The 21787-nt window shown below is 61.9% G+C and carries 23 protein-coding genes; 18 read left to right on the forward strand and 5 right to left on the reverse strand.

The window, feature by feature from the left end:
• The first annotated feature begins 197 nt into the window (after positions 1 to 197).
• From AX768_RS18660 to dapA, 10 genes are all read left to right on the forward strand, one after another.
• Positions 198 to 1169 (forward strand): LysR family transcriptional regulator, encoded by a 972-nt coding sequence (locus tag AX768_RS18660; protein ID WP_062001585.1) that lies wholly within the window; start codon positions 198 to 200, stop codon positions 1167 to 1169.
• 76 nt (positions 1170 to 1245) lie between these two features.
• The gene (locus AX768_RS18665; protein WP_062001586.1) at positions 1246 to 1575 is read left to right on the forward strand and encodes a hypothetical protein; all 330 of its coding nucleotides are present in this window, start codon (positions 1246 to 1248) and stop codon (positions 1573 to 1575) included.
• Positions 1576 to 1741: 166 nt separating this feature from the next.
• The gene (locus tag AX768_RS18670) at positions 1742 to 2431 is read left to right on the forward strand and encodes an RNA polymerase factor sigma-70 (RefSeq protein ID WP_062002324.1); all 690 of its coding nucleotides are present in this window, start codon (positions 1742 to 1744) and stop codon (positions 2429 to 2431) included.
• Between the two features lie 101 nt (positions 2432 to 2532).
• Positions 2533 to 2775 (forward strand): MbtH family protein, encoded by a 243-nt coding sequence (locus AX768_RS18675; RefSeq protein ID WP_062001587.1) that lies wholly within the window; start codon positions 2533 to 2535, stop codon positions 2773 to 2775.
• A 44-nt stretch (positions 2776 to 2819) separates the two neighbouring features.
• Positions 2820 to 3827, forward strand: coding sequence for a TauD/TfdA family dioxygenase (locus AX768_RS18680; RefSeq protein ID WP_062001588.1), 1008 nt, complete (start codon positions 2820 to 2822; stop codon positions 3825 to 3827).
• Positions 3824 to 4657: an ABC transporter ATP-binding protein gene (locus tag AX768_RS18685; RefSeq protein WP_062001589.1), complete on the forward strand. Its 834-nt coding sequence runs from the start codon at positions 3824 to 3826 to the stop codon at positions 4655 to 4657. The genes AX768_RS18680 and AX768_RS18685 overlap by 4 nt, the downstream gene beginning before the upstream one ends.
• Positions 4654 to 6735 carry a Fe(3+)-hydroxamate ABC transporter permease FhuB gene (gene fhuB / locus AX768_RS18690; protein WP_062001590.1) on the forward strand — a complete coding sequence of 694 codons (2082 nt, stop codon included), beginning with the start codon at positions 4654 to 4656 and terminating at the stop codon, positions 6733 to 6735. The genes AX768_RS18685 and fhuB overlap by 4 nt, the downstream gene beginning before the upstream one ends.
• Positions 6732 to 7535, forward strand: a complete 804-nt coding sequence (fhuF, locus tag AX768_RS18695; RefSeq protein WP_062002325.1) for a siderophore-iron reductase FhuF — start codon at positions 6732 to 6734, stop codon at positions 7533 to 7535. Before fhuB ends, fhuF begins: the two co-directional genes overlap by 4 nt.
• A gap of 26 nt (positions 7536 to 7561) precedes the next feature.
• Complete coding sequence (locus tag AX768_RS18700; protein ID WP_062002326.1) at positions 7562 to 8536, forward strand: ABC transporter substrate-binding protein; 975 nt, start codon at positions 7562 to 7564, stop codon at positions 8534 to 8536.
• A gap of 175 nt (positions 8537 to 8711) precedes the next feature.
• Entirely contained in the window at positions 8712 to 9584 is an 873-nt protein-coding gene (gene dapA / locus AX768_RS18705) for a 4-hydroxy-tetrahydrodipicolinate synthase (RefSeq protein WP_062002327.1), read from the forward strand.
• A 38-nt stretch (positions 9585 to 9622) separates the two neighbouring features.
• Here the strand turns inward: dapA and AX768_RS18710 are convergent, their stop codons facing one another.
• Complete coding sequence (locus AX768_RS18710; RefSeq protein WP_062001591.1) at positions 9623 to 10618, reverse strand: zinc-binding dehydrogenase; 996 nt, start codon at positions 10616 to 10618, stop codon at positions 9623 to 9625.
• A 124-nt stretch (positions 10619 to 10742) separates the two neighbouring features.
• Between AX768_RS18710 and AX768_RS18715 the strand changes: the two genes are divergently transcribed.
• Both AX768_RS18715 and AX768_RS18720 read left to right on the forward strand, forming a co-directional pair.
• Positions 10743 to 11636, forward strand: a complete 894-nt coding sequence (locus tag AX768_RS18715; protein WP_062001592.1) for a LysR family transcriptional regulator — start codon at positions 10743 to 10745, stop codon at positions 11634 to 11636.
• 249 nt (positions 11637 to 11885) lie between these two features.
• Positions 11886 to 12344: a hypothetical protein gene (locus AX768_RS18720; protein ID WP_086380392.1), complete on the forward strand. Its 459-nt coding sequence runs from the start codon at positions 11886 to 11888 to the stop codon at positions 12342 to 12344.
• Positions 12345 to 12430: 86 nt separating this feature from the next.
• Here the strand turns inward: AX768_RS18720 and AX768_RS18725 are convergent, their stop codons facing one another.
• On the reverse strand, positions 12431 to 13192 hold the full coding sequence (locus tag AX768_RS18725; protein WP_062001594.1) for a 3-oxoacyl-ACP reductase: 762 nt from the start codon (positions 13190 to 13192) through the stop codon (positions 12431 to 12433).
• A gap of 40 nt (positions 13193 to 13232) precedes the next feature.
• Between AX768_RS18725 and AX768_RS33280 the strand changes: the two genes are divergently transcribed.
• Both AX768_RS33280 and AX768_RS18730 read left to right on the forward strand, forming a co-directional pair.
• Entirely contained in the window at positions 13233 to 13373 is a 141-nt protein-coding gene (locus tag AX768_RS33280) for a hypothetical protein (protein ID WP_162916251.1), read from the forward strand.
• Between the two features lie 98 nt (positions 13374 to 13471).
• Positions 13472 to 14389: an ion channel gene (locus AX768_RS18730; protein ID WP_062001595.1), complete on the forward strand. Its 918-nt coding sequence runs from the start codon at positions 13472 to 13474 to the stop codon at positions 14387 to 14389.
• A 6-nt stretch (positions 14390 to 14395) separates the two neighbouring features.
• Here the strand turns inward: AX768_RS18730 and AX768_RS18735 are convergent, their stop codons facing one another.
• The gene (locus AX768_RS18735) at positions 14396 to 15607 is read right to left on the reverse strand and encodes an MFS transporter (protein ID WP_062001596.1); all 1212 of its coding nucleotides are present in this window, start codon (positions 15605 to 15607) and stop codon (positions 14396 to 14398) included.
• A gap of 349 nt (positions 15608 to 15956) precedes the next feature.
• Here AX768_RS18735 and AX768_RS18740 point away from each other — a divergent pair, with 349 nt between their 5' ends.
• The 3 genes from AX768_RS18740 to AX768_RS33745 are packed head-to-tail and all read left to right on the forward strand — an operon-like array spanning position 15957 to position 18137.
• Positions 15957 to 16271 (forward strand): antibiotic biosynthesis monooxygenase family protein, encoded by a 315-nt coding sequence (locus AX768_RS18740; protein WP_062001597.1) that lies wholly within the window; start codon positions 15957 to 15959, stop codon positions 16269 to 16271.
• A gap of 37 nt (positions 16272 to 16308) precedes the next feature.
• Positions 16309 to 17535 (forward strand): FAD-binding oxidoreductase, encoded by a 1227-nt coding sequence (locus tag AX768_RS18745; RefSeq protein ID WP_231941523.1) that lies wholly within the window; start codon positions 16309 to 16311, stop codon positions 17533 to 17535.
• Complete coding sequence (locus AX768_RS33745) at positions 17535 to 18137, forward strand: BBE domain-containing protein (protein ID WP_231941539.1); 603 nt, start codon at positions 17535 to 17537, stop codon at positions 18135 to 18137. Before AX768_RS18745 ends, AX768_RS33745 begins: the two co-directional genes overlap by 1 nt.
• Here the strand turns inward: AX768_RS33745 and AX768_RS18750 are convergent.
• Positions 18118 to 18981 carry a hypothetical protein gene (locus tag AX768_RS18750; RefSeq protein ID WP_231941524.1) on the reverse strand — a complete coding sequence of 288 codons (864 nt, stop codon included), beginning with the start codon at positions 18979 to 18981 and terminating at the stop codon, positions 18118 to 18120. The two genes, AX768_RS33745 and AX768_RS18750, sit on opposite strands and share 20 nt — an antisense overlap.
• A gap of 213 nt (positions 18982 to 19194) precedes the next feature.
• Here AX768_RS18750 and AX768_RS18755 point away from each other — a divergent pair, with 213 nt between their 5' ends.
• Positions 19195 to 20979: an ATP-binding response regulator gene (locus AX768_RS18755; RefSeq protein ID WP_062001598.1), complete on the forward strand. Its 1785-nt coding sequence runs from the start codon at positions 19195 to 19197 to the stop codon at positions 20977 to 20979.
• Here AX768_RS18755 and AX768_RS18760 read toward each other — a convergent pair whose 3' ends face one another.
• Positions 20980 to 21681 (reverse strand): response regulator transcription factor, encoded by a 702-nt coding sequence (locus AX768_RS18760; RefSeq protein WP_062001599.1) that lies wholly within the window; start codon positions 21679 to 21681, stop codon positions 20980 to 20982. It lies immediately after the preceding gene.
• Between the last annotated feature and the right edge of the window lie 106 nt (positions 21682 to 21787).

The raw sequence follows: 21787 nt of genomic DNA on the forward strand, positions 1-21787 counted from the left end.
TCTCAGGTTCTAAAAGTTTGACTGCATCTTAAGGAAGCGGCTGATTCCTTTCCAATCAGTTTTTTGACGATACCGATATCAAATCCGGTATGTCCGCGATGCTCCTACATTCTGGGATGGAAGCTTGCTCAAGCTGGCCTCAGCCGGTCAGGATCGGCTACGATTGGCGATCGTAAAACTTGCCGCAGGCGCATTGCATGGCCCAAAACTATTCGAACATCACCGTGCGCACGCGCCTCAAGACGCGGCAACTGCTTCTTCTCGCGGCAATGGAGGAGGAGGGCAACGTGCGCCGCGCAGCCGAGATCCTCGGCATGACGCAGCCGGCGGCATCGCGATTATTGAAGGAACTGGAGGATGTGCTGGAAGTGCGGCTCTTCGACCGCACGCCGCATGGCATGCACCCCACGCTGTACGGCGAAGTGATGATCCGGCACGCGCGCATGGTCCTGTCGAACCTGAGCCAGGCGCATGACGAAATCGCCGCATTGCGCGCGGGTCTCGTGGGGCAAGTCCAGATCGGCGCGATCGCCGCCGCCGCTGCGACGATGGTGCCGCTCGCAATCGCACGCGTGAAGGCGAGCTATCCGCAGTTGCAGATCTGGCTGCAAGTGGAGACATCGGACGTGATGTTGCCGCTCGTGGCCCAGGGACATCTCGACATCATGGTTGGCCGCGTGCTCGAGCGGCAAGGCCAGTTCAAGGATGCAGTGCGTTACGAGCCTATCGCCGAGGAACCGCTTTGTGTGGTCGTGCGTCCCGGGCATCCGTTGGCGAGCGCAAGCACGCTGACGATGGCTGACATTGTCAGCGAGGGCTGGGTCTTGCATCCCCCGGGCAGCGTCTTGCGTCATCGGTTCGACATGGTGTTTTCGCAGATCGGTCTCGCCGCGCCGGATAACGTGGTGAACACGAACAACATCGTCGCGATCTCGGGCATCCTGCTGCAAAGCGACATGCTTGCCGTGATGCCAGAAGAGGTCGCGCGGCAATACGAGGAGTTCGGCACGCTGAAGCGTCTTGCTATCGAATTGCCTTGCCGCATGGACGCGTTCGGAATCATCACCCGGCAAACGCGCTTGTTGTCGCCGGCGGCGACCGTCGTTTTGCGTGCATTGCACGATGCCGCGCTGGAGGTTTACGGCGCGCGGGTGGACGCTATCGCCTGACGCAAAACGCCTGAAATAAGGCCCTGGGCACGCCATCTGCTCTTGCAATCCCTAAACGGATTCTGGAGAGAAGATCATGTTCAGGTTTAGCGAAAGCATTTACCGCGGTTATCGGATCACGGCCTGGGCGCAAAGCGCCCTGGATCTCACCGATAGCGCCAAGCCCACGAGCTTCGTCGCACGTGCTGTCGTGGCCGGGACTGCGGCGGCGGTGATGGACTACCGCTTGCCGGTTCCTGGTCTCGACGCGGCAGCGTTCGCGCAACCGGCAGCGGCCCGGCATCGGGCTGAAGCAGCCGCACGGGCTTATATCGATGAACTGCGCCGCAACGAGGAAGCGGAGTCGGCCGGGCAGTATCGCCGGTCCCGTGCCGATGGAAACCGGGGCGTCAGCGCCGCCGCATAAGCGCCCGACCGGTAACGCATTGAACCAGCCGGGCGGCTGGTTCAGGCCGCGCGTCTAGCCAGGTTCAAGGCTGAAAGCAAGTAAAGACCTTAATTGTAAGCTGCATTTGAGAATGCTTCTCGTTTAGGTTATATTGAAATCCGACCTAGAAATGAGGGGCAACTCGATGACGGAAGTGCTCGACCGGCCGGCACAATCGCCCGCCACACCGCTGATACCTCCTTCGCTCGTTAGCGCCGGGAACGCATGGCGTCCCGTACATGACGCCCAACCGGCAACTGAATCGCCCGCGCAGAAAGCAGCGTGCCCTGCGCGCACGCTGCTCGACATCGCCATCTCCAACCGGCCGATGCTCGTGAACATGGCGCGTGGTTTTGTCGGTTGCGGCAGCCGGGCAGAAGACGTTGTCCACGACGTCTTCATCAAGCTCATCGATTTCCCCAATCAGGACGCGGTCCGCCAGCCCGCCGCGTATGTCGCGCGGATGGTGCGCAATGCATCGATCGATGCGTGCCGTTCGCAGACGCTCGAAAACACCTATCACGCCGACGAAGACGACGGCCTCGACGTGCCGTCGCCGCAATGCACGCCCGAGGTCATGGCCGAGACGCGCGACACGCTGCGTCAGGTTATGGCTGCGCTGGAACAATTGCCGGCGCGCTGCCGCGCGGCCTTCGAGATGGTGCGTTTGCGCGAGGAAACGCTGAAAAGCACGGCGAGCGCGCTCAACGTCTCGCAAACGCTGGTCCATTTCATGGTGCGTGACGCTGAAAAGCATTGTGTCGATAGCCTCGATGCCTGCCATCGCGGCGACGCGAATCCGCGCTATTTCGACGGCTGCGCACGTCGCCGGTAAAAATTCGCTTTCCCCAAGCGTCTATTCCATACAGATGGCGCCGTGAGCTCAAGGCTTCCGGCCGCCGACCTCCCAAGTTTTCCCCGACCAGGCCGCCGATCATGACGCAAGCCCAGCACACCCCGACCGCGTTCGCACGCGAAGCCGACGAACTCGAGTACACGGTCGTCATCAATGACGAGGAGCAGTATTCGCTCTGGCCGACCTTTCGCGCAGTGCCTGCGGGCTGGCGCACGGTCGGCGTGAGCGGCTCGAAGGACACGTGTCTCGCGCATATCGAAACCGTCTGGACCGACATGCGTCCGGCCAGTCTGCGCCGCCACATGGACGGCGTCGCGTCCTGAACATGCATGCCGGGTGATGTCATCCCGCGCCAGGAGAATTTCGCATGAACTCGCTTCCAGAAGCATGGCCGACGCTGGACGATCTGAACATCGAACCGGGATTGCCGACCGTGGTCTCGCCCAGACCCGGCGTCAGTATCTCGCTTGAAGAAGCCGCAGCGCCGCTGCGCACGATCATCGATAGTACGCTCGAGCGTTCAGGCGGGCTGCGCTTCACGGGCTTCGAGGTTGCATCGATAGAAGCATTCCAGCGCTTCGCCGCATCGTGCGGAGATCCGCTCATTGGGTATGAATTTGCATCGACGCCGCGCAGCCAGGTCGAGGGCGCCGTGTACACATCGACGGAATATCCGCCGCATCGCTCCATTCCGCTGCATAACGAACAGTCGTACACACGCGAGTGGCCGTTGCGCATCTGGTTCCATTGCGCGCTGGCGGCGCGATCGGGCGGCGCGACGCCGATTGCGGACAGCCGCGCGGTCTACCGGGCACTCGATCCCGCGCTGGTCGACCGTTTTGCAAAACGCGAGCTGCTGTACGTGCGCAACTTCGGGCAAGGACTCGATCTGCCATGGCAAAACGCATTCGGCTCAGATGACCCTGCAGTGGTCGAACGGATCTGCGCGACGCGCGGTATCGAATACGAGTGGCGCGATGGCGACGCTGACGAACTGCTCCTGCGTACCCGCGAACGCTGCCAGGCGGTCGCGCGCCATCCGCGCACGGGCGAGATGGTGTGGTTCAACCAGGCGAATCTGTTCCATCTCTCGACGCTCGATGAAGACATGCAGGAAGCACTCGTCGATGCCGTCGGCCTGGAAAACGTGCCACGCAACGTGTATTACGGCGACGGCGAACCGATAGAAGCTGAAGCGCTCGCGGAGATTCGCGGCGTGCTGGACGAGCAGCGCATCGTGTTTCCGTGGATGACCGGCGACGTGCTGATGCTCGACAACATGCTGACCGCGCACGCCCGCGATCCGTTCGAAGGACCGCGCAAGGTCGTGGTCGCGATGGCGCAAAGCTACAGCGAGCGGACGGATACACGATGACATTGCCCGCAGGACCCGCACTGGCCGCGCACTCGCTGACGGTTGGATACGGGGAACATATAGTGCTTGACCGGCTGGATGTGAGTATCCAGGCAGGGCGGGTTACCGCGCTGTGCGGCCCGAACGGGTGCGGCAAGAGCACGTTGCTGCGCACGCTTGCCGGATTGCAGCCGGCGCTTGGTGGACATGTCGAAGTGAACGGCGTGCCTATTGGTACATTGCGCCGGCGCGTGCTCGCCCGGACGCTGACCATGCTTGCGCAGTTCAACCAGATTCCGGCAGGGCTGACTGTGCGTGAACTGGTTGCATACGGGCGTTATGCGTATGGCGGCTGGCTGAAAGGACTGACACGCGCGGATCACGCAGCGATCGATGAAGCGCTCGAAGCAAGCGGCCTGGCCGATGATTCAGCACGCGATGTCGCCGCGCTCTCGGGCGGCGAACGTCAGCGGGTGTGGATCGCGATGGCGTTGGCGCAACAGGCGCCTATCGTGTTGCTCGACGAGCCGACAACCTATCTCGACATCCATCATCAACTCGATATTCTCCACGAACTGCGGCGGCTGAATCGCGAGCGCGGATTGACGATCGTATGGGTGCTGCACGACCTCAACCAGGCTGCCGCGTTCAGCGATGAAATCGTATTGATGCGCGCCGGCCGGATCGTCGCTCATGGCGCGCCCGATGCCATGCTCGACCCGCATCATCTCAACGATACGTTCGGCGTGCGGATGCTGAAGATCGCACATCCGCAGACGGGTGCGCCTATGTGCGTGCCGGCTTACGAAGCGGAATCGCTGGGAAGCCCGGCCAGGGATCTGGTCGCATGACCACGCTTGCCTCGTCTTCCGAGCGATGGCGCGCGCCGGTCAAAAGCCGCGTGGGTTTGCTGGTCGTCTTGCTCGTGCTCCTGATCGTCGCGGTTGCGCTGTTGCGCCTCGCGCCCGATGTCCGTGCGTGGCTTGAGGCCGCGCCCGGCAGCGACGCGGCTCAGCTCGCCGGTGTCTTTCTCTTCGACCTGAATGTGCCGCGCATTGCAGCGGCGCTCGTGGCGGGCGGCTGTCTTGCGGTCGCCGGCACGTTGTTCCAGGCACTGACGCGCAATCCGCTGGCATCGCCCGATCTGCTTGGGATCACGGGCGGCGCGCAACTCGGCTTGCTCGCCGCGATGATCCTGCCCGCCGTATTCGGCGCGGCCTCCGTGCCGTTGCTGTTTGCCTGCGGTCTCGCGGCCGCTGCATGTGTTGCGGCGGCCGCCGGCGGCTGGCGGGCGACCCCGCTTCGGCTGGTGCTGGCGGGCAGCGTCTGCATGCTGCTGTTCTCGGCCATATCGACACTGTTGCTGGCCTTCTTCGAGCAGACCGTGGTGGGCGCATCGCTATGGGCGAGCGGCAGTTTGTATCAGCCGGGCGCGGCCGGATTGAAGTCGGCGCTTGGGTGGCTCGTCGTGCCGCTCGTTGCGTTGCCGTTCGTCATGCGGCCGCTCGATCCGCTGTCTCTTGGCGACGATGCCGCCGCTGCGCTCGGCGTTCGTATCGACGCCACGCGGCTCGCGGCGCTGACCGTCGCGGTCGCTTTTGCGAGCGTCGCGGTGAGCATTGCGGGACCGCTCTCCTACGTTGGATTGATCGCGCCGAATCTGCTGCGGCAGATTCGCGGCGCGAAGGCATCGAAGCTGGGCGCGCTCGTGCCGTTATCGGCGCTGGTGGGCGGCGCGCTCGTGCTCGTCACCGACAGCGCCGTACTCGCACTCGATCTCGACTCGACGCTTTCCACAGGCGTCGCCATTGCGTTCGCCGGCACGCCGCTGATGCTCGCGATGATCCGCAGCGGCGCCGCGTGGGCAGGCGTGCTGCATGGGGGCCAGGAACGTGCGGTGGAAGCACGCGGCACGCGCTTCGTCCGCGCGATGAGCGCGTTGCCGTGGCCGGCGGTCGCGGCGATCCTGGCGGCGACGTGCGCGGTGATCCTGGTAATCGGTGCATCGTCTGGCCCGACGTGGCTGGGTCCCGAGCGATGGCTCGGCGTCCTTGCTCATCGTGACGATGTGGCGCGCATGCTGCTCGATCTGCGCGTGCCACGCCTCGTGTGCGCGTTGCTTGCGGGCGCGTTGCTGGCATCGAGCGGCGTGTTGATGCAGAGCATCGTGAGAAATCCGCTGGCGGGTCCCGAGGTGCTCGGCGTCACGCAAGGGGCGGGGCTGACGACGCTCGTCGCGCTGATGATCTGGCCGCTCGCCGGTCACGCGATCGTTTCGGGCGCCGCGTTGACTGGCGGTGGCATAACCCTTCTGCTTACCTTGTTGCTCAATCGGCGGCATCATTACGCGCCACTCGCGGTGGCGTTGACGGGCATTGTCATTGGTACGTTATGGACTACGTTGTCGCAATGGCTGATCACGCAGCAAAGTGTGCAGCCGGCGCGGTTCGTGGTGTGGCTCGTAGGTGGCACATATGGGCGCAGTTGGGGCGAAGTCGCGGCGCTGCTGCCGTGGTGCGTCGTTGCCCTACCGGTACTTGCGTTGCTCGCGCGTCCACTCGACCTGCTCGCACTCGGCGATGATCAGGCGGTCGCGCTTGGCGTGCCAATCAGCGTGCTGAGGCCGCTCGTGCTCACCATTGCCACGCTCGCTGCATGCGCGGCGGTGGCGGCGGTCGGGCCGGTGGGGTTTATCGGATTGATGGCGCCGCATCTGGCGAACATGCTCGGCGCGCGGGCACATCGGACCCGGCTCTGGCTCGCGGCCGCGATCGGTGCGCTGGTGCTCGCCGCCGCCGATATCGCCGCACGCACGCTGCTCGCGCCACGTGAGATTCCGGCGGGCGTGCTGACGGCGTTGATCGGCGCGCCTTATCTGCTTGCGCTTCTGGTGCTGCAGGTATGGCGCGAAAAGCGGAGCGGACGATGAGTCCGGACGCCGCGTCGAATGCTTCGCAATGTCTTGCATCGTTCGCGCCGGCATCGATCGCGCCGTATCTGCAGAACGTGTGGCTCGGTGCGCCCGATCATGCTTTGGAAACGAACGACATCAGCATCCCTTTGTCGTCGCTGGGCGCGCATCGGAACGCGTTGCTCGATGCAATGGTCCATCACTATGGCGGCGATGCCGAGCTTCACGCGCGTGCGTTGTTATCGCAATGGAGCAAGTACTATTTCGGGCTTGCTGCACCCGCGGGTATTCTGGCGGCGCGGCTGCTGCGACGTCCTCTGGACATGTCGCCATTGAGAGCGCAGCTTGTCCTGCGCGAAGGCATGCCGGTCGCGCTGCGTTTCGCAGCCGACGCGCTCAAACCGCATACCCACGATACCGTGCTCAACTACGCCGGCCTGCTCGAGCATCTCGATACAGTGATCGGGATGCTCGCCGGCATGACGCGCATCGCGCCACGCGTGTTGTGGAGCAACGCAGGCAATCTGCTCGACTACTTGCTGGAGCAATGCGCGCTGCTGCCGGGCGAGGAAGACGATCGTGGCGATGCTGCATGGCTCTTCGGACTTTCCCTCGGCGCGGATGGCGCACCCAATCCGCTGCGCGCCCCCATCCGCCAGATGAAGCCGCGCTCGGCGCTGCTGCCCGACCCGTTTCGCGCACGCCGCGTGTGTTGCGTGCGCTACGAGATCCCCGGAGAAACGCAACTTTGCACCAGCTGTCCCTTACTGCTGACAATGTCGGACGAACAACTCGCGCTACAAGAGGCAATCGCGTGAAGAAGCTTTTCTGTGCGTTTGCATGCATGGTGATGACGTCGGTGGCGTCGGTGGCGTCGGTGGCGTCGTCGACGTTCGCGTCGGAGCCGAACGCGCCCGTCTGCGGACCGCTTGCGGATAACGCGACCATATCGCAATTCAGCAAGACGATGCCTTTGAAACCCAAGCGCGTCGTCGTCCTCGAATTCGTGTTCGCGGAAGATCTGGCCGCACTCGATATCACGCCCGTCGGTCTCGTCGATAACGCTTACTACGCCGGCTGGATCGGCTACGACAGCGCGCGTTTCAACGGCGTGCCGGAAGTCGGCACGCGGCAGGAACCGAGCCTTGAAGCGATTGCATCGGTGCGTCCCGACCTGATCATTGGCGTGGGGTATCGACATGCGCCGATCTTCGCGGCGCTCGACCGGATCGCGCCCACGGTGCTCTTCCAGTTCAGTCCGGACATGGAACAAAGTGGCGTGCAGAAAACGCAACTGGACTGGACCCGCACGATCTTTCGCACGATAGGCTGTCTCACCGGACGCGAGGACAGGACGCAAGCAGTAGAAGCGAAACTCGATGCGGGCCTCGCCCACGATGCACAACGCCTCGCTTTCGCAGGCCGCAGCGGCGAGCAGGTGGCGTTGTTGCAGGAACTCGGCTTGCCGGATCGGTATTGGGCCTATACAGGAAACAGCACGGCGGCGGGGGTGGCGCGGGCGCTGGGTTTGTCGCTGTGGCCATCAAAGCCGACGCGTGAAGGCACCATCTACGTGACGTCGGCTGATTTGCTCAAGAAGCCCGACCTCGCGGTGTTGTTCGTGACCGCGTCGAGCGAGAACGTTCCCATCGAAACACAGCTCACGTCCCCCGTCTGGCGCTTCGTTCCGTCGAAGCGGGCAGGGCGCATCGCGCTGGTTGAGCCGAACATCTGGGGCTTCGGCGGCCCGATGTCGGCCTTACGTCTATCGAACGAAATCACCAACAAGTTGCTGGCATTGCCGCTGCCGCCGCGCTGATTACGCAGGCGCGTTCTATATGCGCGCTCCCGGTTTTTTGACGCGACGTTTACACGCGATCCGATACGCTTCGTTTGATCCAATCAAATGAACGCGAGGGGATGGTCATGACGTCCGAACAGGTTTTATCGAAAATTGAAAATGCCCTGGCCCGAGCGGCCATGCGGAGTTGAGCATGGTGTCCGGAATATGGTTGCCTATTGTCACGCCGTTCAAGGACGGACAAGTCGATACCGACGCACTCCAGCGTCTCGCCGAGCGATATCTGAGCCAGGAAATCAGCGGTTTTGTCGCACTGGGAACGACCGGCGAAGCGGCGCTGCTCGATCATTACGAACGGCTCAAGGTCTTGCGTTCATTGTTCGAAGTGATCGGTACGCGGCTGACGGTGGTGGTCGGTATTGGCGGCATGAACACACGCGACATGGTGCAGGAAATTCGCGAACTCGACCGCTGGGGTATTGGCGGCTATCTGGTGTCCGCGCCGGCGTATGTCTGCCCTGATCAAGACGGCATTCGCTGGCACTTCGACGAAGTCGCACGCGCCACGGAACGCCCCGTCATCCTCTACGACGTGCCGCATCGCACGGGTGTTTCCATCGATACGAACACGGTCGAGCGCCTTGCCGAGCATGCCAATATTGTCGCGATCAAGGCCTGTGTGCCGGCGACTTTCGAGAAGCTTTGCCAACTGCCGATCAGCGTTCTCTGCGGCAACGACGACGCCTACCTCGATTGCCTGATTGCCGGCGGATCGGGCGGCATCCTGACGAGCGCCCATCTTTTCGCCGATGTCCTGGCCGAGATCCACGAACGGGTTTTATCGGCGAGAACGGACGATGCCGCCGCGTTCTTCGAAGCCCTCAAGCCTGTCATCAAACTCTTGTTCAGCGCGCCGAATCCGTCCGGCGTGAAGGCGGCGCTTGCCCTCGACGGCGTGATTGGCAGCGAAACGCGCTTGCCGGTCATGGAAGCGTCGGCGACGCTCAAGGAGCAACTGCGGATCGCGCTCGACGCGTGTTTCCGGCAGCTTGCCATCGTGGCCTGAATCTTTTGGTTGAGAAAAAGAAACCGTTTCGGGGCCGCCTAAGTCAGCAAGACGGCCTTGGCGCCACTACTCGATTCGTAGGCCATGGCCATTTCGATCTGATCGAGCGGGAACGCCTTGCCAATCCGGGTCCTGTACATCGGGTCGTCAATTACACCCTCGAGCGCTTTGAGAGCGGAGACGAGCTTGTCATGATCCTTCACCGTGCGGCTTTCGAAATTGCTGAACCGTCGCAAGGTCAGGTTGTTCATCATGAAAAGCACGGACTGAATCGAAACTGGAACGGCGCCGCCTAAAAAGCCGTAGATGTAGACCGTCGAATTCACTGGCAGGACCGGTGCGATCTTCGACAGCAAGTCTCCGCCAACGCCGTCGAATACCGCCGTCGTTCCCAGTTCGGCGGACAACGTGCGGAGCGTATCGGTGAAACCTTCGGTGGTGACAATGACATGCTCCGCGCCGAAACGGCACAGCGTCTCGCGTGCTTCCCCGGTACGCACCAGGAAGATCGCGGGCAACTTTCGAATGCGGGCCAGGGCGGCAAGAGCATGACCGGTGCCCGAATTCCCGGCCGTGACGATGACGCCCTTGTGACCCGCTTCGGCGATCTCTTCGAGAAAGGCGTAGGCCGTCATCACGTTCACGAGCGAACCGCAATAGTCCCGGGCGCGAACATGCTCGGGCAGGATCAGGCACGCAGAGTAGGGCACGTGCGCCCGCTCGGACCAAAGTCCAACGCTTTCGGGACTTCTTCCAAGTGATCGGTAGATCGCCACCTGCTTGCCCACATATTCTGCAGGAACGCCGGCTCCCGCCGCCAACACCTGTCCTGCTCCCGACGCACCCCAGACGTCGTGCTGGCCCAGCGCGAGCGCTTTGCCGGCGGCTGTGGGGATTCGCAGGAAAGTCTTGTCGCCATGGTTGATCGCCGATGCTTCCATGTCGATCAGCAAATGGCCCGGTGCCGGCGCGGTCGGGGTCGGAATGTCGCGAACTTCAAGCTCGCGTTCGGGTGTCACACATATCGCTTTCATCGCTCAGCTCCTTTGTCGGGGTTGTTGCTTGCACAGCCCATAACATAAGCAACTTCATCCATTGCCGAAACGCTGCATCAGGGCATACCATCGATTCCATTCTGGAATTGATGCGGATGGCCGTATGGATAGAGTGAACGCGATCCGCCTGTTTGTACGTCTGGTCGAATGTGGGAGCTTTTCCGCCGTCGGGCGTGAAGAAGGGATTGGGCAGCCTGCAGTCAGCAAACAGATCGGCGCGCTGGAGCGGCACCTTGGCGCACAGCTTGTCTTGCGGACATCGCGGCGGGTCGTGATCACCGAAGCGGGACAGACGTTCTATGAGTCGGCGAGGCAACTCGTGGACGACTTCGACGCGCTCGAGTCGTCGGTGGGCGATCGCCAACAATCGCCGCGAGGCCTGGTCAGGGTCAACACTGCACCGGCTCACGGAAGGTTATGCATTACACCGCTACTCCCTGATTTCTTTCGCCAGTACCCCGACGTCACGGTCGAACTGTCGGTATCGGAGCGTCATGTCGACATGATTGGCGACGGTGTCGACCTGGCGGTTCGCCATGGGCGACTCGTAGACTCTTCGCTCACTGCCAGAAAGCTGTCCGAGACCGACTTCGTGCTGGTGGCGAGCCCCGCGTATCTGGCCGCGAGGGGCGTGCCGGCGCGGCTCGCGGATCTCGATCAGAACGCTTGCATCGTCTTTGCGAAGGGCCGTGAGCGATACCCCTGGGCGCTCAAGGTCGGGCGGGAGTCTGTTTCTTACGTTCCGCACGGCTCGCTGCTGACCGGTGATGCCGAGCACATCCGTGCGGCTGTGCTGAGCGGCCTTGGCATTGCTCAGGCTCCATACTGGCTGCTCGCGGAAGAGATCCGTAACGGGCAGGTCCAGGTCCTGTTGCCGGCGTTGCAGCCCGAGCGCGTGCCGATCCATCTTGTTTATCCGACTGGCCGGAGGGTACCGATGAGGGTGCGGGTGTTCATCGAGTATCTTGTGGAGGCCTTTGGGAGTTCCGGGGTTTGATACATCACTGAGACGAGTTCAGCTTGCGGGTTGGCGTGTCGGGGACTAAAGAAGATCGCCACGCTGTCGATAAACAACGTGCAGCGGCATTTTGGAGCATCCGGTCCGGATAGACAGCCTCGATCCGGCGAGTGGTCGCTTCCCCTGCACGCCATGTAGCAAAAGATCGATAACGCAAGATTCGAAAACGCACAACCTACGGGAAAAATCGAAGTGAGAAACAGGTACGCAGTATGGCTCGCGCTAGGCTTGGTGATTGTCCTCAATGGCACCGCAAACGCTCAGATGAGTCCCTTGCCGAATCTTGGATTCAAGCTCGGCGACGACATCCCTTCGGTCCAAACCGCATTGAATACGCAAATGCAGGTCGAACCGGAAATCCGCAATCCGGCATTGCCCAGTTTTGTCGCCGATCCGAACAAGGGCAAGACAGATCTGCACCTCCGAACGCGTGGCATCTGGGTATTCTTCAATCCGGCGGGCCATGTTGAGACGATACGGCTTGATGCTCCTTACACGGGAAGCGTACTCGGCATCAAGATCGGGGATAGCCTGAGTAAAATAACTTCGACCCTTGGCAAACCAGTGAAGAAGCCGCCGCTTGTAATGCCCGGGACACAAGCCTTGATATACGTTCTTGACGACGCAGCGTATGTTCGATTTGACGTCAACGACGACGGCGTTCAGACGATACTCATCATTCGTTGATATAGCTACGGCACGAACGACGGTTGACTATCCGGGGCGGACGCCTCTGCGCCTGGCTCCTCGCCCAAGCAGAGAACTTTCCATCCTCATCCCTTGACCAACCCTCCATCGACCACCAGGTTCTGCCCCGTCACCGCGCGCGCCCATGGCGAGAGGAAGAACAGCACTGCGTCGGCGAACTCGGCAGGCGTCGTGACCCGGCGCAGCGGCGTGAATCCCGCGACCATGTCGAACACGGCTTCGGGCGTCGCGCTGCTGGCGTCGGTGGTGCGCAGCAGGCCGCCAGACACCATGTTCACCGTGATGCCATCCGGTCCGAGATCGTTCGATGCGGTTCTCGTCAGCGCGAGCAACGCCGCTTTTGCCGCCGTGTAATCGTGATACGGCACAACAGGATTCTGGAACAGATTGGTCCCGACATTGACGATACGGCCAAAGCCAGCGGCGCGCATCGCAGGCAACGCGGCCTGAATCGTGTTCATCGCGCCCCTGAGCGCGCCATCGATCTGCTGCTGAAAGCGCGCCCATTCAATGTCGCCGATCTTTGGACGCGCGTCGCCATCGAAGCTGAAATTCGCGAGCGCGTTGTTCACCACGGCATGCACCGGGCGGCCCGTTTTCGCGTGAGCCTCGTCGAAGAGACGCGCGACCGACGCCTTGTCGGTGATATCGGCCTGGATTGCCACCACGCGCGGCCCGGGACGCTCCGCGAGCAGTTTCGCCTGAACTTCGCTACGACGATAGTTGATCACGACGCCGGCGCCCTCGCGCGCGAGCGCTTCGGTGATCGCCGCACCGAGCCCGCGTGCGCCACCGGTCACGAGTACGTTCTGTTCAGGCAGTAGCATCGATTTCTCCAAAGTTCGTTTGGGACTGGATTGGAGCATTATGCCGGAGGGTCTGGTCGTGCCGTCGGAGCGTCTTGTCGTCGCGCGGTTCGGCTATTCGCAACCGGCCAGATTCGGTAGCGGCGATGATCTCGCGCTGATCGACGCCCCCATTCGCTCAACGCGTGACATCAATCATTAGATGGATTGATCTGTCCTCCGTACTATTTCGCGATTAATATGACGCCTTTCGCCGGCAGCCATGTATTGACCGGCCGTCCCCTATGAGAACGACCGACCATGCCACACGAGACATCAAAATCACCGCATAGCGAGCAGCCGGCAGAGCATCATGCGGCGCCGCCGCATCGGCGGATCGTTCTAGATGACCGGCACCACGTGACAACGCACGGACTCAGGACTTACTTCTGGCATGACATCTATCACATCGCGCTAACCGCCAAGTGGCCGGTCTTCTTCGGTGTCGTCGCGTTGCTGTTCCTTGTGCTCAACCTGGGTTTCGCGCTGTTATTCCAGATGGGGCAGCACGCGATCGCGAATCAGGCGCCCGCCGGTTTGCTCGGCGCGTTCTTCTTCAGCGTCGAAACGCTCGCGACGGTGGGCTATGGCGACATGCATCCGGCGACGCTGTACGGTCATGCGATTGCGACGGGCGAGATCTTCGTGGGCATGTCGGGCATCGCGCTGACGACCGGCATGATCTTCGCGCGGTTCTCGCGGCCTCGCGCGCGCATTCTGTTCGCGAACAATGCTGTGGTTCGTCCTATCGATGGCCGTCTGACGCTGATGGTTCGCGCCGCGAATGCGCGGCAGAACGTCATTGTCGAGGCTAAGGCGCGGATGCGCGTGATACGTTCGGAGACTACCCCTGAAGGCTTTTTCTCGCGCAAGGTGCACGACCTGCCGCTCATCCGCGACCAGCATCCGGCATTTCTGCTGAGCTGGAGCCTGATTCATGTGATCGATGAAAACAGTCCGCTCCACGGAGAGACGCTCGAGTCGCTCGAAGCAAGCAACGCCGAATTGATGCTGATGGTGGAAGGTCTCGACGAAACCACCATGCAGCCCATGCAGGCGCGCCGCAGTTGGCCGCCTGAGTCAATTTTATACGGCCATCGATACGTCGATTTGCTCTCGGTGCAGAACGGCGAAACGCATATCGACTACGCGAAGTTCAACGAAGTCGTGCCGCTTTGAAGCGGCTCAGGCAAGTCGCGTAGCCGAGCGTCCGACGAACAGATAATGCAGCAAGGCGAGAAGCGGAAACACGCTGGCGACGCTCGCAATCAAGGTCCAGCCGCCGCGCTCGAACAACGTGCTCGCAACCGCCGATCCGCATGCACCGCCTATGAAAATGCTGGTCATATAAAGCGCATTCAAACGATTACGGCTTGCGGCATGAAGTCCATAAATCTCGCGCTGGCCGATCACCATGTTCATCTGCACGGCAAAGTCAAGCACGACTCCCGTCACCACGAGGCCGGCCACGCCCCACGCGGGATGGATGAGCAAAGGCATGAACGACAACGCGGCGAGGATCAAGGCAATCAGGGTGCCGAGCCGGGAATGACCGGCATCGGCGAGCCGCCCTGCAAGTGGCGCCGACGTCGCGCCCATTGCGCCGACCAGCGCAAACAGCGCGACGCCGTTCTGCGTCAGCCCGTGATGGCGGATCAGCTCGACGGGCACGGCGGTCCAGAACAAGCTGAACGTGGCGAACATCAGCCCTTGATACAACGCACGATGCCGGAGGACCGGCATGGTCGCGACGAGCGTGCCGAGCGAGCGGATCAGTTGCACATAGGTGGCCTTGTGATCGGGCTGGCGCGACGGAATGGTGAACGCAAGAAACGCTGTCACGATTGCCATGAGCACGGCGGCAGAACCGAACACCACGCGCCACCCGAAGTGACCCGCCACGAAACTCGATATGGGCCGCGACAGCATGATACCCAGCAGCAGGCCGCCCATGATCGTGCCGACGACCCGTCCGCGTGTTTCATCGGGCGCAAGGTGCGCGGCGAGCGGGATCAGGATCTGCACCGCGACCGAGCTGAAGCCGACGAGCAGCGAGATGGCAAGGAACGCGTGTGGCTGATGAACGAGCGCGGCCGCCGCGAGGCTGGCGATGGAAACCAGCGCCGTCGCGATCATCAGTTTGCGGTTTTCCAGCAGATCGCCGAGCGGCACGAGGAAGAATAACCCGAGCGCATAACCAATTTGCGTGAGCGAGACGATCAGGCTCGCCGCGCCGCTCGACAAGTGAACATCCGGCCCGATCATTTCGATGATCGGCTGCGCATAGTACAGGTTGGCGACAATGGCGCCGCAGCAGAAAGCGAACAACGCGATCAGGCCGCTGGTCATCTTGACCTGGGCTGGACCCGTGGCGGCCGACGGGGAATTCGGGGACATGCATGCTCCACAGATTGAATGACGGAATACTCGTGTTCGACGCGTACTGACAGCGGACTGCGGGAATTTGGCGAACGCAGATTGCGGCTGCGCCATCGCACTGCGCAAATGAAAGGCACGCGAACAAATGAAAAAACGTACGAATGGCCAAGGACGTCCGGATGCGGCACGATACCACCAGCAGCACGAGCCCGCTTGCGGACCAGCAGGCGCAATCCCGGTGTACAGGCTACCGGAGAGCCGCATTCAGAGCCGCATTCGGGCGTTTCATCCTGCCCTGAAACAAGCCCCGCGCGATGGCGATAAACTGGTGCGCCGTCACACTTTACCGATCAAAGGAGCTGACCATATGTATATCGCCATGAACCGTTTCAAAGTGGCCCTCGGGTCCGAGACCGCGTTCGAGGATCTCTGGACTAGCCGGGACACGCATCTCAAGGAGGTGCCGGGTTTTGTGGAATTCCACCTTTTGAAAGGTCCTCAAAAGGAAGATCACTTACTCTATTCCAGCCATACGATCTGGTCGAACTACGACGCTTTCGAAGGCTGGACCAAAAGCGATGCGTTTCGCGCGGCACACCGGAATGCCGGCAATGAAACGCGCTCGCTCTATCTGGGGCATCCGGAGTTCGAAGGTTTTGAAGTGATCCAGACGGTCAAATAGACGCATCAGCGTCAGCAATCGCGAGGTGACAGGAGACATGTGCGCTTTAGACAGGCGGACCTGGCTTAAAGGAGCGCTGGCCGCGCCGCTTGTTGGCGGCGTGCCGGTGAGGGCGGCAATGGCGGCAGTATTGGACGGGCCGACCATGCGGCGCGTGCGGCCGGATGAGCCCGGCTGGCCATCGAAGCAACAATGGGATGCACTCAACAACGCGGTCGGCGGCCATCTTCTCAAGGTCGAATCGCCGTTTGCCGCGTGCGCCCAATCGCCCGCGAGCACTGCATGCGCCGATATCTTCGGCCAGCTCAAGAACCCGTACTTCATAAGCGATTCCGCCGCGCTCACGCAAACATCCGGCTACCTCGACGCATGGACATCGTCGCCAAGCGTCTATGCGCTCAACGCAACCAGCGCACGCGATGTAGCCCGAGCGGTGAACTTCGCGCGCAGGCATCGGCTGCGGCTGGTCGTGAAGGGTGGCGGTCACAGTTATCAGGGGACATCGAACGCGGCCGACTCGCTGTTGATCTGGACGCACGCCATGCACGAGGTCACGCTGCATGATGCGTTCATCGGCGAGGGTTGCGAGGGGCGTCAGCCTGCGCAACCGGCTGTGACCGTGGAGGCGGGCGCGCTCTGGAGTCATGTCTACGATGCTGTCACCACCCGCGCCGGCCGCTATGTGCAAGGCGGCGGGTGCATTACTGTCGGCGTTGCGGGACTCGTTCAGGGCGGCGGCTTCGGCAACTTCTCGAAGCGGTTCGGCACGGCGGCGGCCTCGTTGCTGCAAGCGGAAGTCGTCACCGCCGACGGCGCCGTGCGGATCGCAAACCCGTGCTCCAATCCGGATCTTTTCTGGGGCCTGAAAGGTGGCGGAGGCGGGAGCCTCGGCGTGATAACGCGCCTCACACTCAAGACGCACGACCTTCCCGAGCAGTTCGGCGCGGTGTTTGGCGCGGTCGGAGCTTCATCCGACGCCGCGTTCAAGCGCTTGACCAGTGAGTTCATGCGCTTTTATGCAAGCAGGCTCTTCAATCCGCATTGGGGCGAGACGGTGAGCTTTCGCGGCAACAACACCCTCAATATATCGATGGTGTTCCAGGGTTTGAACGAGGATCAGGCCGCCGGCGTCTGGCAACCGTTCTTCGACTGGATCGCAAAGTCGCCGAGCGACTTCTACATGCCGAAGGCGGCGAAGATCATCGCAGTTCCCGCGCAGCGTTTCTGGGACCCGGCCTTCATGGAAGCTTTGCGCCGGGCGTGATGGCCGCGGACAACCGGACGGGCGCGTCGCCCGGCAACGTCTTCTGGAGCGCCGACGCGGCGGAAGCGGGGCAGTTTCTCTACGGGTATCACTCGACGTGGCTGCCTGCATCGTTGTTGGACGAGGGCGAGCGGGCGCGTTGTGTGAATGCGTTGTTTGCCAGCACGCGGGACTGGGGCGTGACGCTGCATTTCAACAAGGGACTCGCGGGGGCATCGGACGATGCGCGAACGGCCACCCGCGATACCGCCATGAACCCCGCCGTGCTCGATGCCTTCGCGCTTGCAATCATCTCTGGCGAAGGGCCGCCGGCATTGCCCGGTATCGCTGGACATGAACCTGATATCCGCGTTGCCCGCCATGCTGCCAGCCGCATCGCGAAAGCGACGGCGACACTGCGAACCGTGGTGCCGCGTGCGGGCTCGTATGTATCGGAGAGTGATTTCTTCGAGCGCGACTGGCAAGACGCATTCTGGGGCGTGCACTATCCGAGGCTGCTGGCGATCAAGCGGCGATACGATCCGGACGGTCTATTCTTCGTGCATCACGGCGTGAATTCAGAAGAATGGAGCGACGACGGCTTCACGCGGCTGCGGGCGTAGTTGCGTATTCGCCTGCGTAGTCGTTTGCATGAGCGCTTGCATCTTCACTGGCAGATTCGACCGGATACCCATTCACGCCCTCAACTGACTCGGCTGCGAGCAGATCGAGCACGACCAGCATCACCGGCTGATTCTCTTCGTTGATCGGGATGCCGACAATGTCGCTCAACCAGCAGCCGATCTTCGTTGCAGCGAAATCCGCGGGACGCGCCGTTTTCCGCAACGCCACGCCCAGTTTCACTGCACGATAGTGATAAGAAGGCACCTTGTGCTCGGCCGCGATTCGCGAGAGGCCGCCCTTGCGGCCCGAATCGCGGCCGAGCGTCCCCGCGAGCACCACACGCTCGTGCCGGTCAAGCGCGCTTATGAAGCAGCGCGCCATGTGCCGCACGCGGGATTCATCGAGTCCGTATTGCAGGAGCACCGACCTGACGGGATCTTCTATAGCCTGAGCATGTTCATCGACTTGCTGATCGATGCCGCTCACTTCCATCGATACATTGCGCTGATGGCTCGCGCTGCGCAGGCAATCGATCAGATAGCGTCTGAAATAGGCGCAAATGGCATAGTTGTTCGATGGCGCGCTTTCAGCGCAGGACTTCGCCGTGGAGTGACCCGGTTCCAGACGCAGCACCTTGGCGTAAATGAACTGCGCGACGAGCTCTTCCTTGTCTTCGCGAAGTGACTGGAGTTCGAGCGGGTGGTAAGCGCGCAACGCGCCGCGCACCAAATGGTACATCGACACCATTTCGTCATGCGACAGATGGGTGCGGCGGCGCCAGAGATCCGGAAGTATTGCGGTGTCAAGGTTCGCGATACGCGCGTGCGCGGTCATGGTGTCCATGTTGCTCTCCCTCGTATGTTTTATTGGATGTCGAGCGAAGTATGGTGACTGGATGCGAGTTGCGCCATATGGCTAAAGTAATAGCCGTCGGGTAAACTTGTGTAAGGTCTTAAGGCGGCTCGACGCCCCCACCGTTATGTCCAGTGTCGTTTTAGCAAGTCGTTCCCACGTGCGTCAGCCAGGCGCGCATCTTGTAAAAAAGGGGCTGACAGGATGCAGAACGATCCAATGCGGCGGGAAATAGACAAAGACCTCGCCAAGGTTCTTTATGCTCAGGACCCCATTGCATTCTTTACGCACTGGTTAGCCATTGCGGCTATAAGCGCAGTTTATTTCGGTTCAATTGCGCATCGAGGCCTGTTCACCGCCTGGATTGTCTTTTACAGCATCGCTAATTTTGGCGGAATAGCACTGTGGGCGTGGAACCGTCATTGGCCGGCGACATTCGCGCCACGCAAGTGGATCAACCTTCACGCGCTGCGAAGTATTGTGCTGTATAGCGCGCCCGGCTTGTCGATCTGGTTCGCGTTCCACAGCCAGCAAGCCGATCTTCCCGTCCTCCATACCGTGCTGCTGGTGACGCTGGCGGCGGGTGTTTTCATGTCGAGCGGCTTCGACCTCTTCAATTTTTCCAGCGCGATTCCGTTGCTCCTGATGCCCGCGGTGGTGCTGAACTTCACCTCGCCCACGCGCGACCGCATCGTAATTGGCTCGGTGCTCGTGGTGTTTTTCATCGCGATGAACTTCTACGCCGCGCGCTACCGGACACTCTTCCGGCGGGTCGTGGAGGCGCGGGTGAACCAGCAGCGGCTGGCTGAATCGCTCGCCATCCAGCAGCGGGTGACGGAAGAGGCGAGCCGCGCGAGGACGCGTTTTTTCGCAGCCGCCAGTCACGATCTGCGCCAGCCGTTGCATGCGATCGGCTTGCTTGCCGAATCGTTGAGGGACACGTTGGCCTCCGGTGCTCAACGCAGCGAAACGGCCGACGGCATCATTTCAAATGTCGAAGCACTGAACGGGCTCTTTAATCAGGTGCTCGATCTGGCGCGCCTTGAAAGCGGTGTCACGCAGGTGATCCCGCTGCACTTTCGCCTCGCGGAGATTTTCACTCGTATCGATAACCAATACCGTCCGCTCGCCGCCGCCAAGGGTCTCGCATTGCGCATCGCGCCGACGGATGCGGTCGCCTTCTCTGACCCTGTATTGCTCGAGCGCGTGCTGGGCAACCTGATATCGAACGCGATTCGATACACCGAGCGCGGCGCGATATGGATGGGATATCGAAGTGGACGGATCGAGGTACGTGATTCGGGGATTGGCATTGCGCCGGAAGAACACGAACTCGTGTTCGAAGAGTTTTATCAGGCGAGGCTGCCTGATGAAAAACCGCGGCAGGGACACGGGCTCGGCTTGCCTACTGTCAGACGATTGGTGAAACTGCTTGGCGGCGATGTCACGTTGCGCTCCTCACCGGGACGCGGCACGACAGTCGGCGTGCCGGTCAAGCGCGGCGACCCGGACCTGATCACGATCACCGCAAGGCTCAGTGATGTGGCGTTGACCGGGCCAACGGCTGCGGGAAGGCGGATTCTTTGCATCGACGATGATCCCGCCATTCTTGCCGCACTCGAACGCCTGCTTGGCCGCTGGGGTTGCACCGTGCGAAGCGTGCGGGACGAGCGCGCTGCGGTGCAAGCCGTTGAAGACGATTTCGTTCCCGATGCGCTGCTTTGCGATTACCAGCTCGGCAATCACCGAACCGGCGCGCAGGCTGTTCGCGCGGTGCGGCAGGCGTTGTGGGAGCGGGGCGATGGCGACATCGTCACGCTGATGATCACGGGCGACATGGCGTCGTCCGAGCTCAGCACGCTCGCCGCGCAAGGGATTCCCGTGCTGCACAAGCCGGTGACGCCGGCCCGCTTGCGCCGCACGCTCGACGCCCTCTGGCAGCAGGGCGAACGCAACGCGGCGCTGGAGCGCCAGCCGCCGGCATCGTAATCAGAGCGTACGGCCGGTTTCAAGCCAGCCGCCAATCAGTGCGATCGCCGCTGACCGGTTGTGCACGCATAGCGCCCGGAACATGACCGACAGATGCACCTTGACGGTTCCCTCGGCGACACCGAGTTCCCGCGCGATCATCTTGTTGGTCCAGCCGCGGTACACGAGCCGCATGATTTCCTGCTGGCGTGGCGACAGGTTTTCCATCAGATGCCGATGATGCGGCTGGATACCGACCGGCAACGCCTCCACGACAGCCGCCCCGGAACGTTCGGCAACGGGCGCAGGGGCCTGCCCGGGTCCGAGCAGACTCAGCGCTTCAATGGGAACGTAGGCGCCGCCGAGAAGCACGAGCTCGATTGCCTTGAGCATCACGCTTGCGGGTTCGCGTTTCGGCACGAAACCGAGTGCGCCGGCAGCAAGCACCGCACGCATTTCGTCGGCTGACTCCTCCGCCGACAACACCACCAGCGGCAGTGCCGGATTCGCCTTCAGCAGCGTTTGCAGCGACGCTGCACCTTCCATGCCGGCCATGTGCAGGTCGACTATCGCGAGGTCGTGGTTCGCTTCCGGCCTCGCAGCGGCAGCGAGCGTTTCCCAGCTATCGGCTTCGTCGAACTGGGCGTCGGGGTCGAGCCCGCGCAGCAGCGATTTCACGCCTTGCCGGATCAGTTCGTGGTCATCGGCCACCAGAAACCTCATGGCATCTCCATGTCGCGGGCCTGCTTTGTCGAGTGGCTTGGATGCGGTCTGACTGAAGCGGTCGTATTGGCGATTATGTGGCTTGAATTCGTTATGGCAACAGGAT

This window comes from Burkholderia sp. PAMC 28687 (assembly GCF_001577465.1).
GTDB lineage: Bacteria > Pseudomonadota > Gammaproteobacteria > Burkholderiales > Burkholderiaceae > Caballeronia.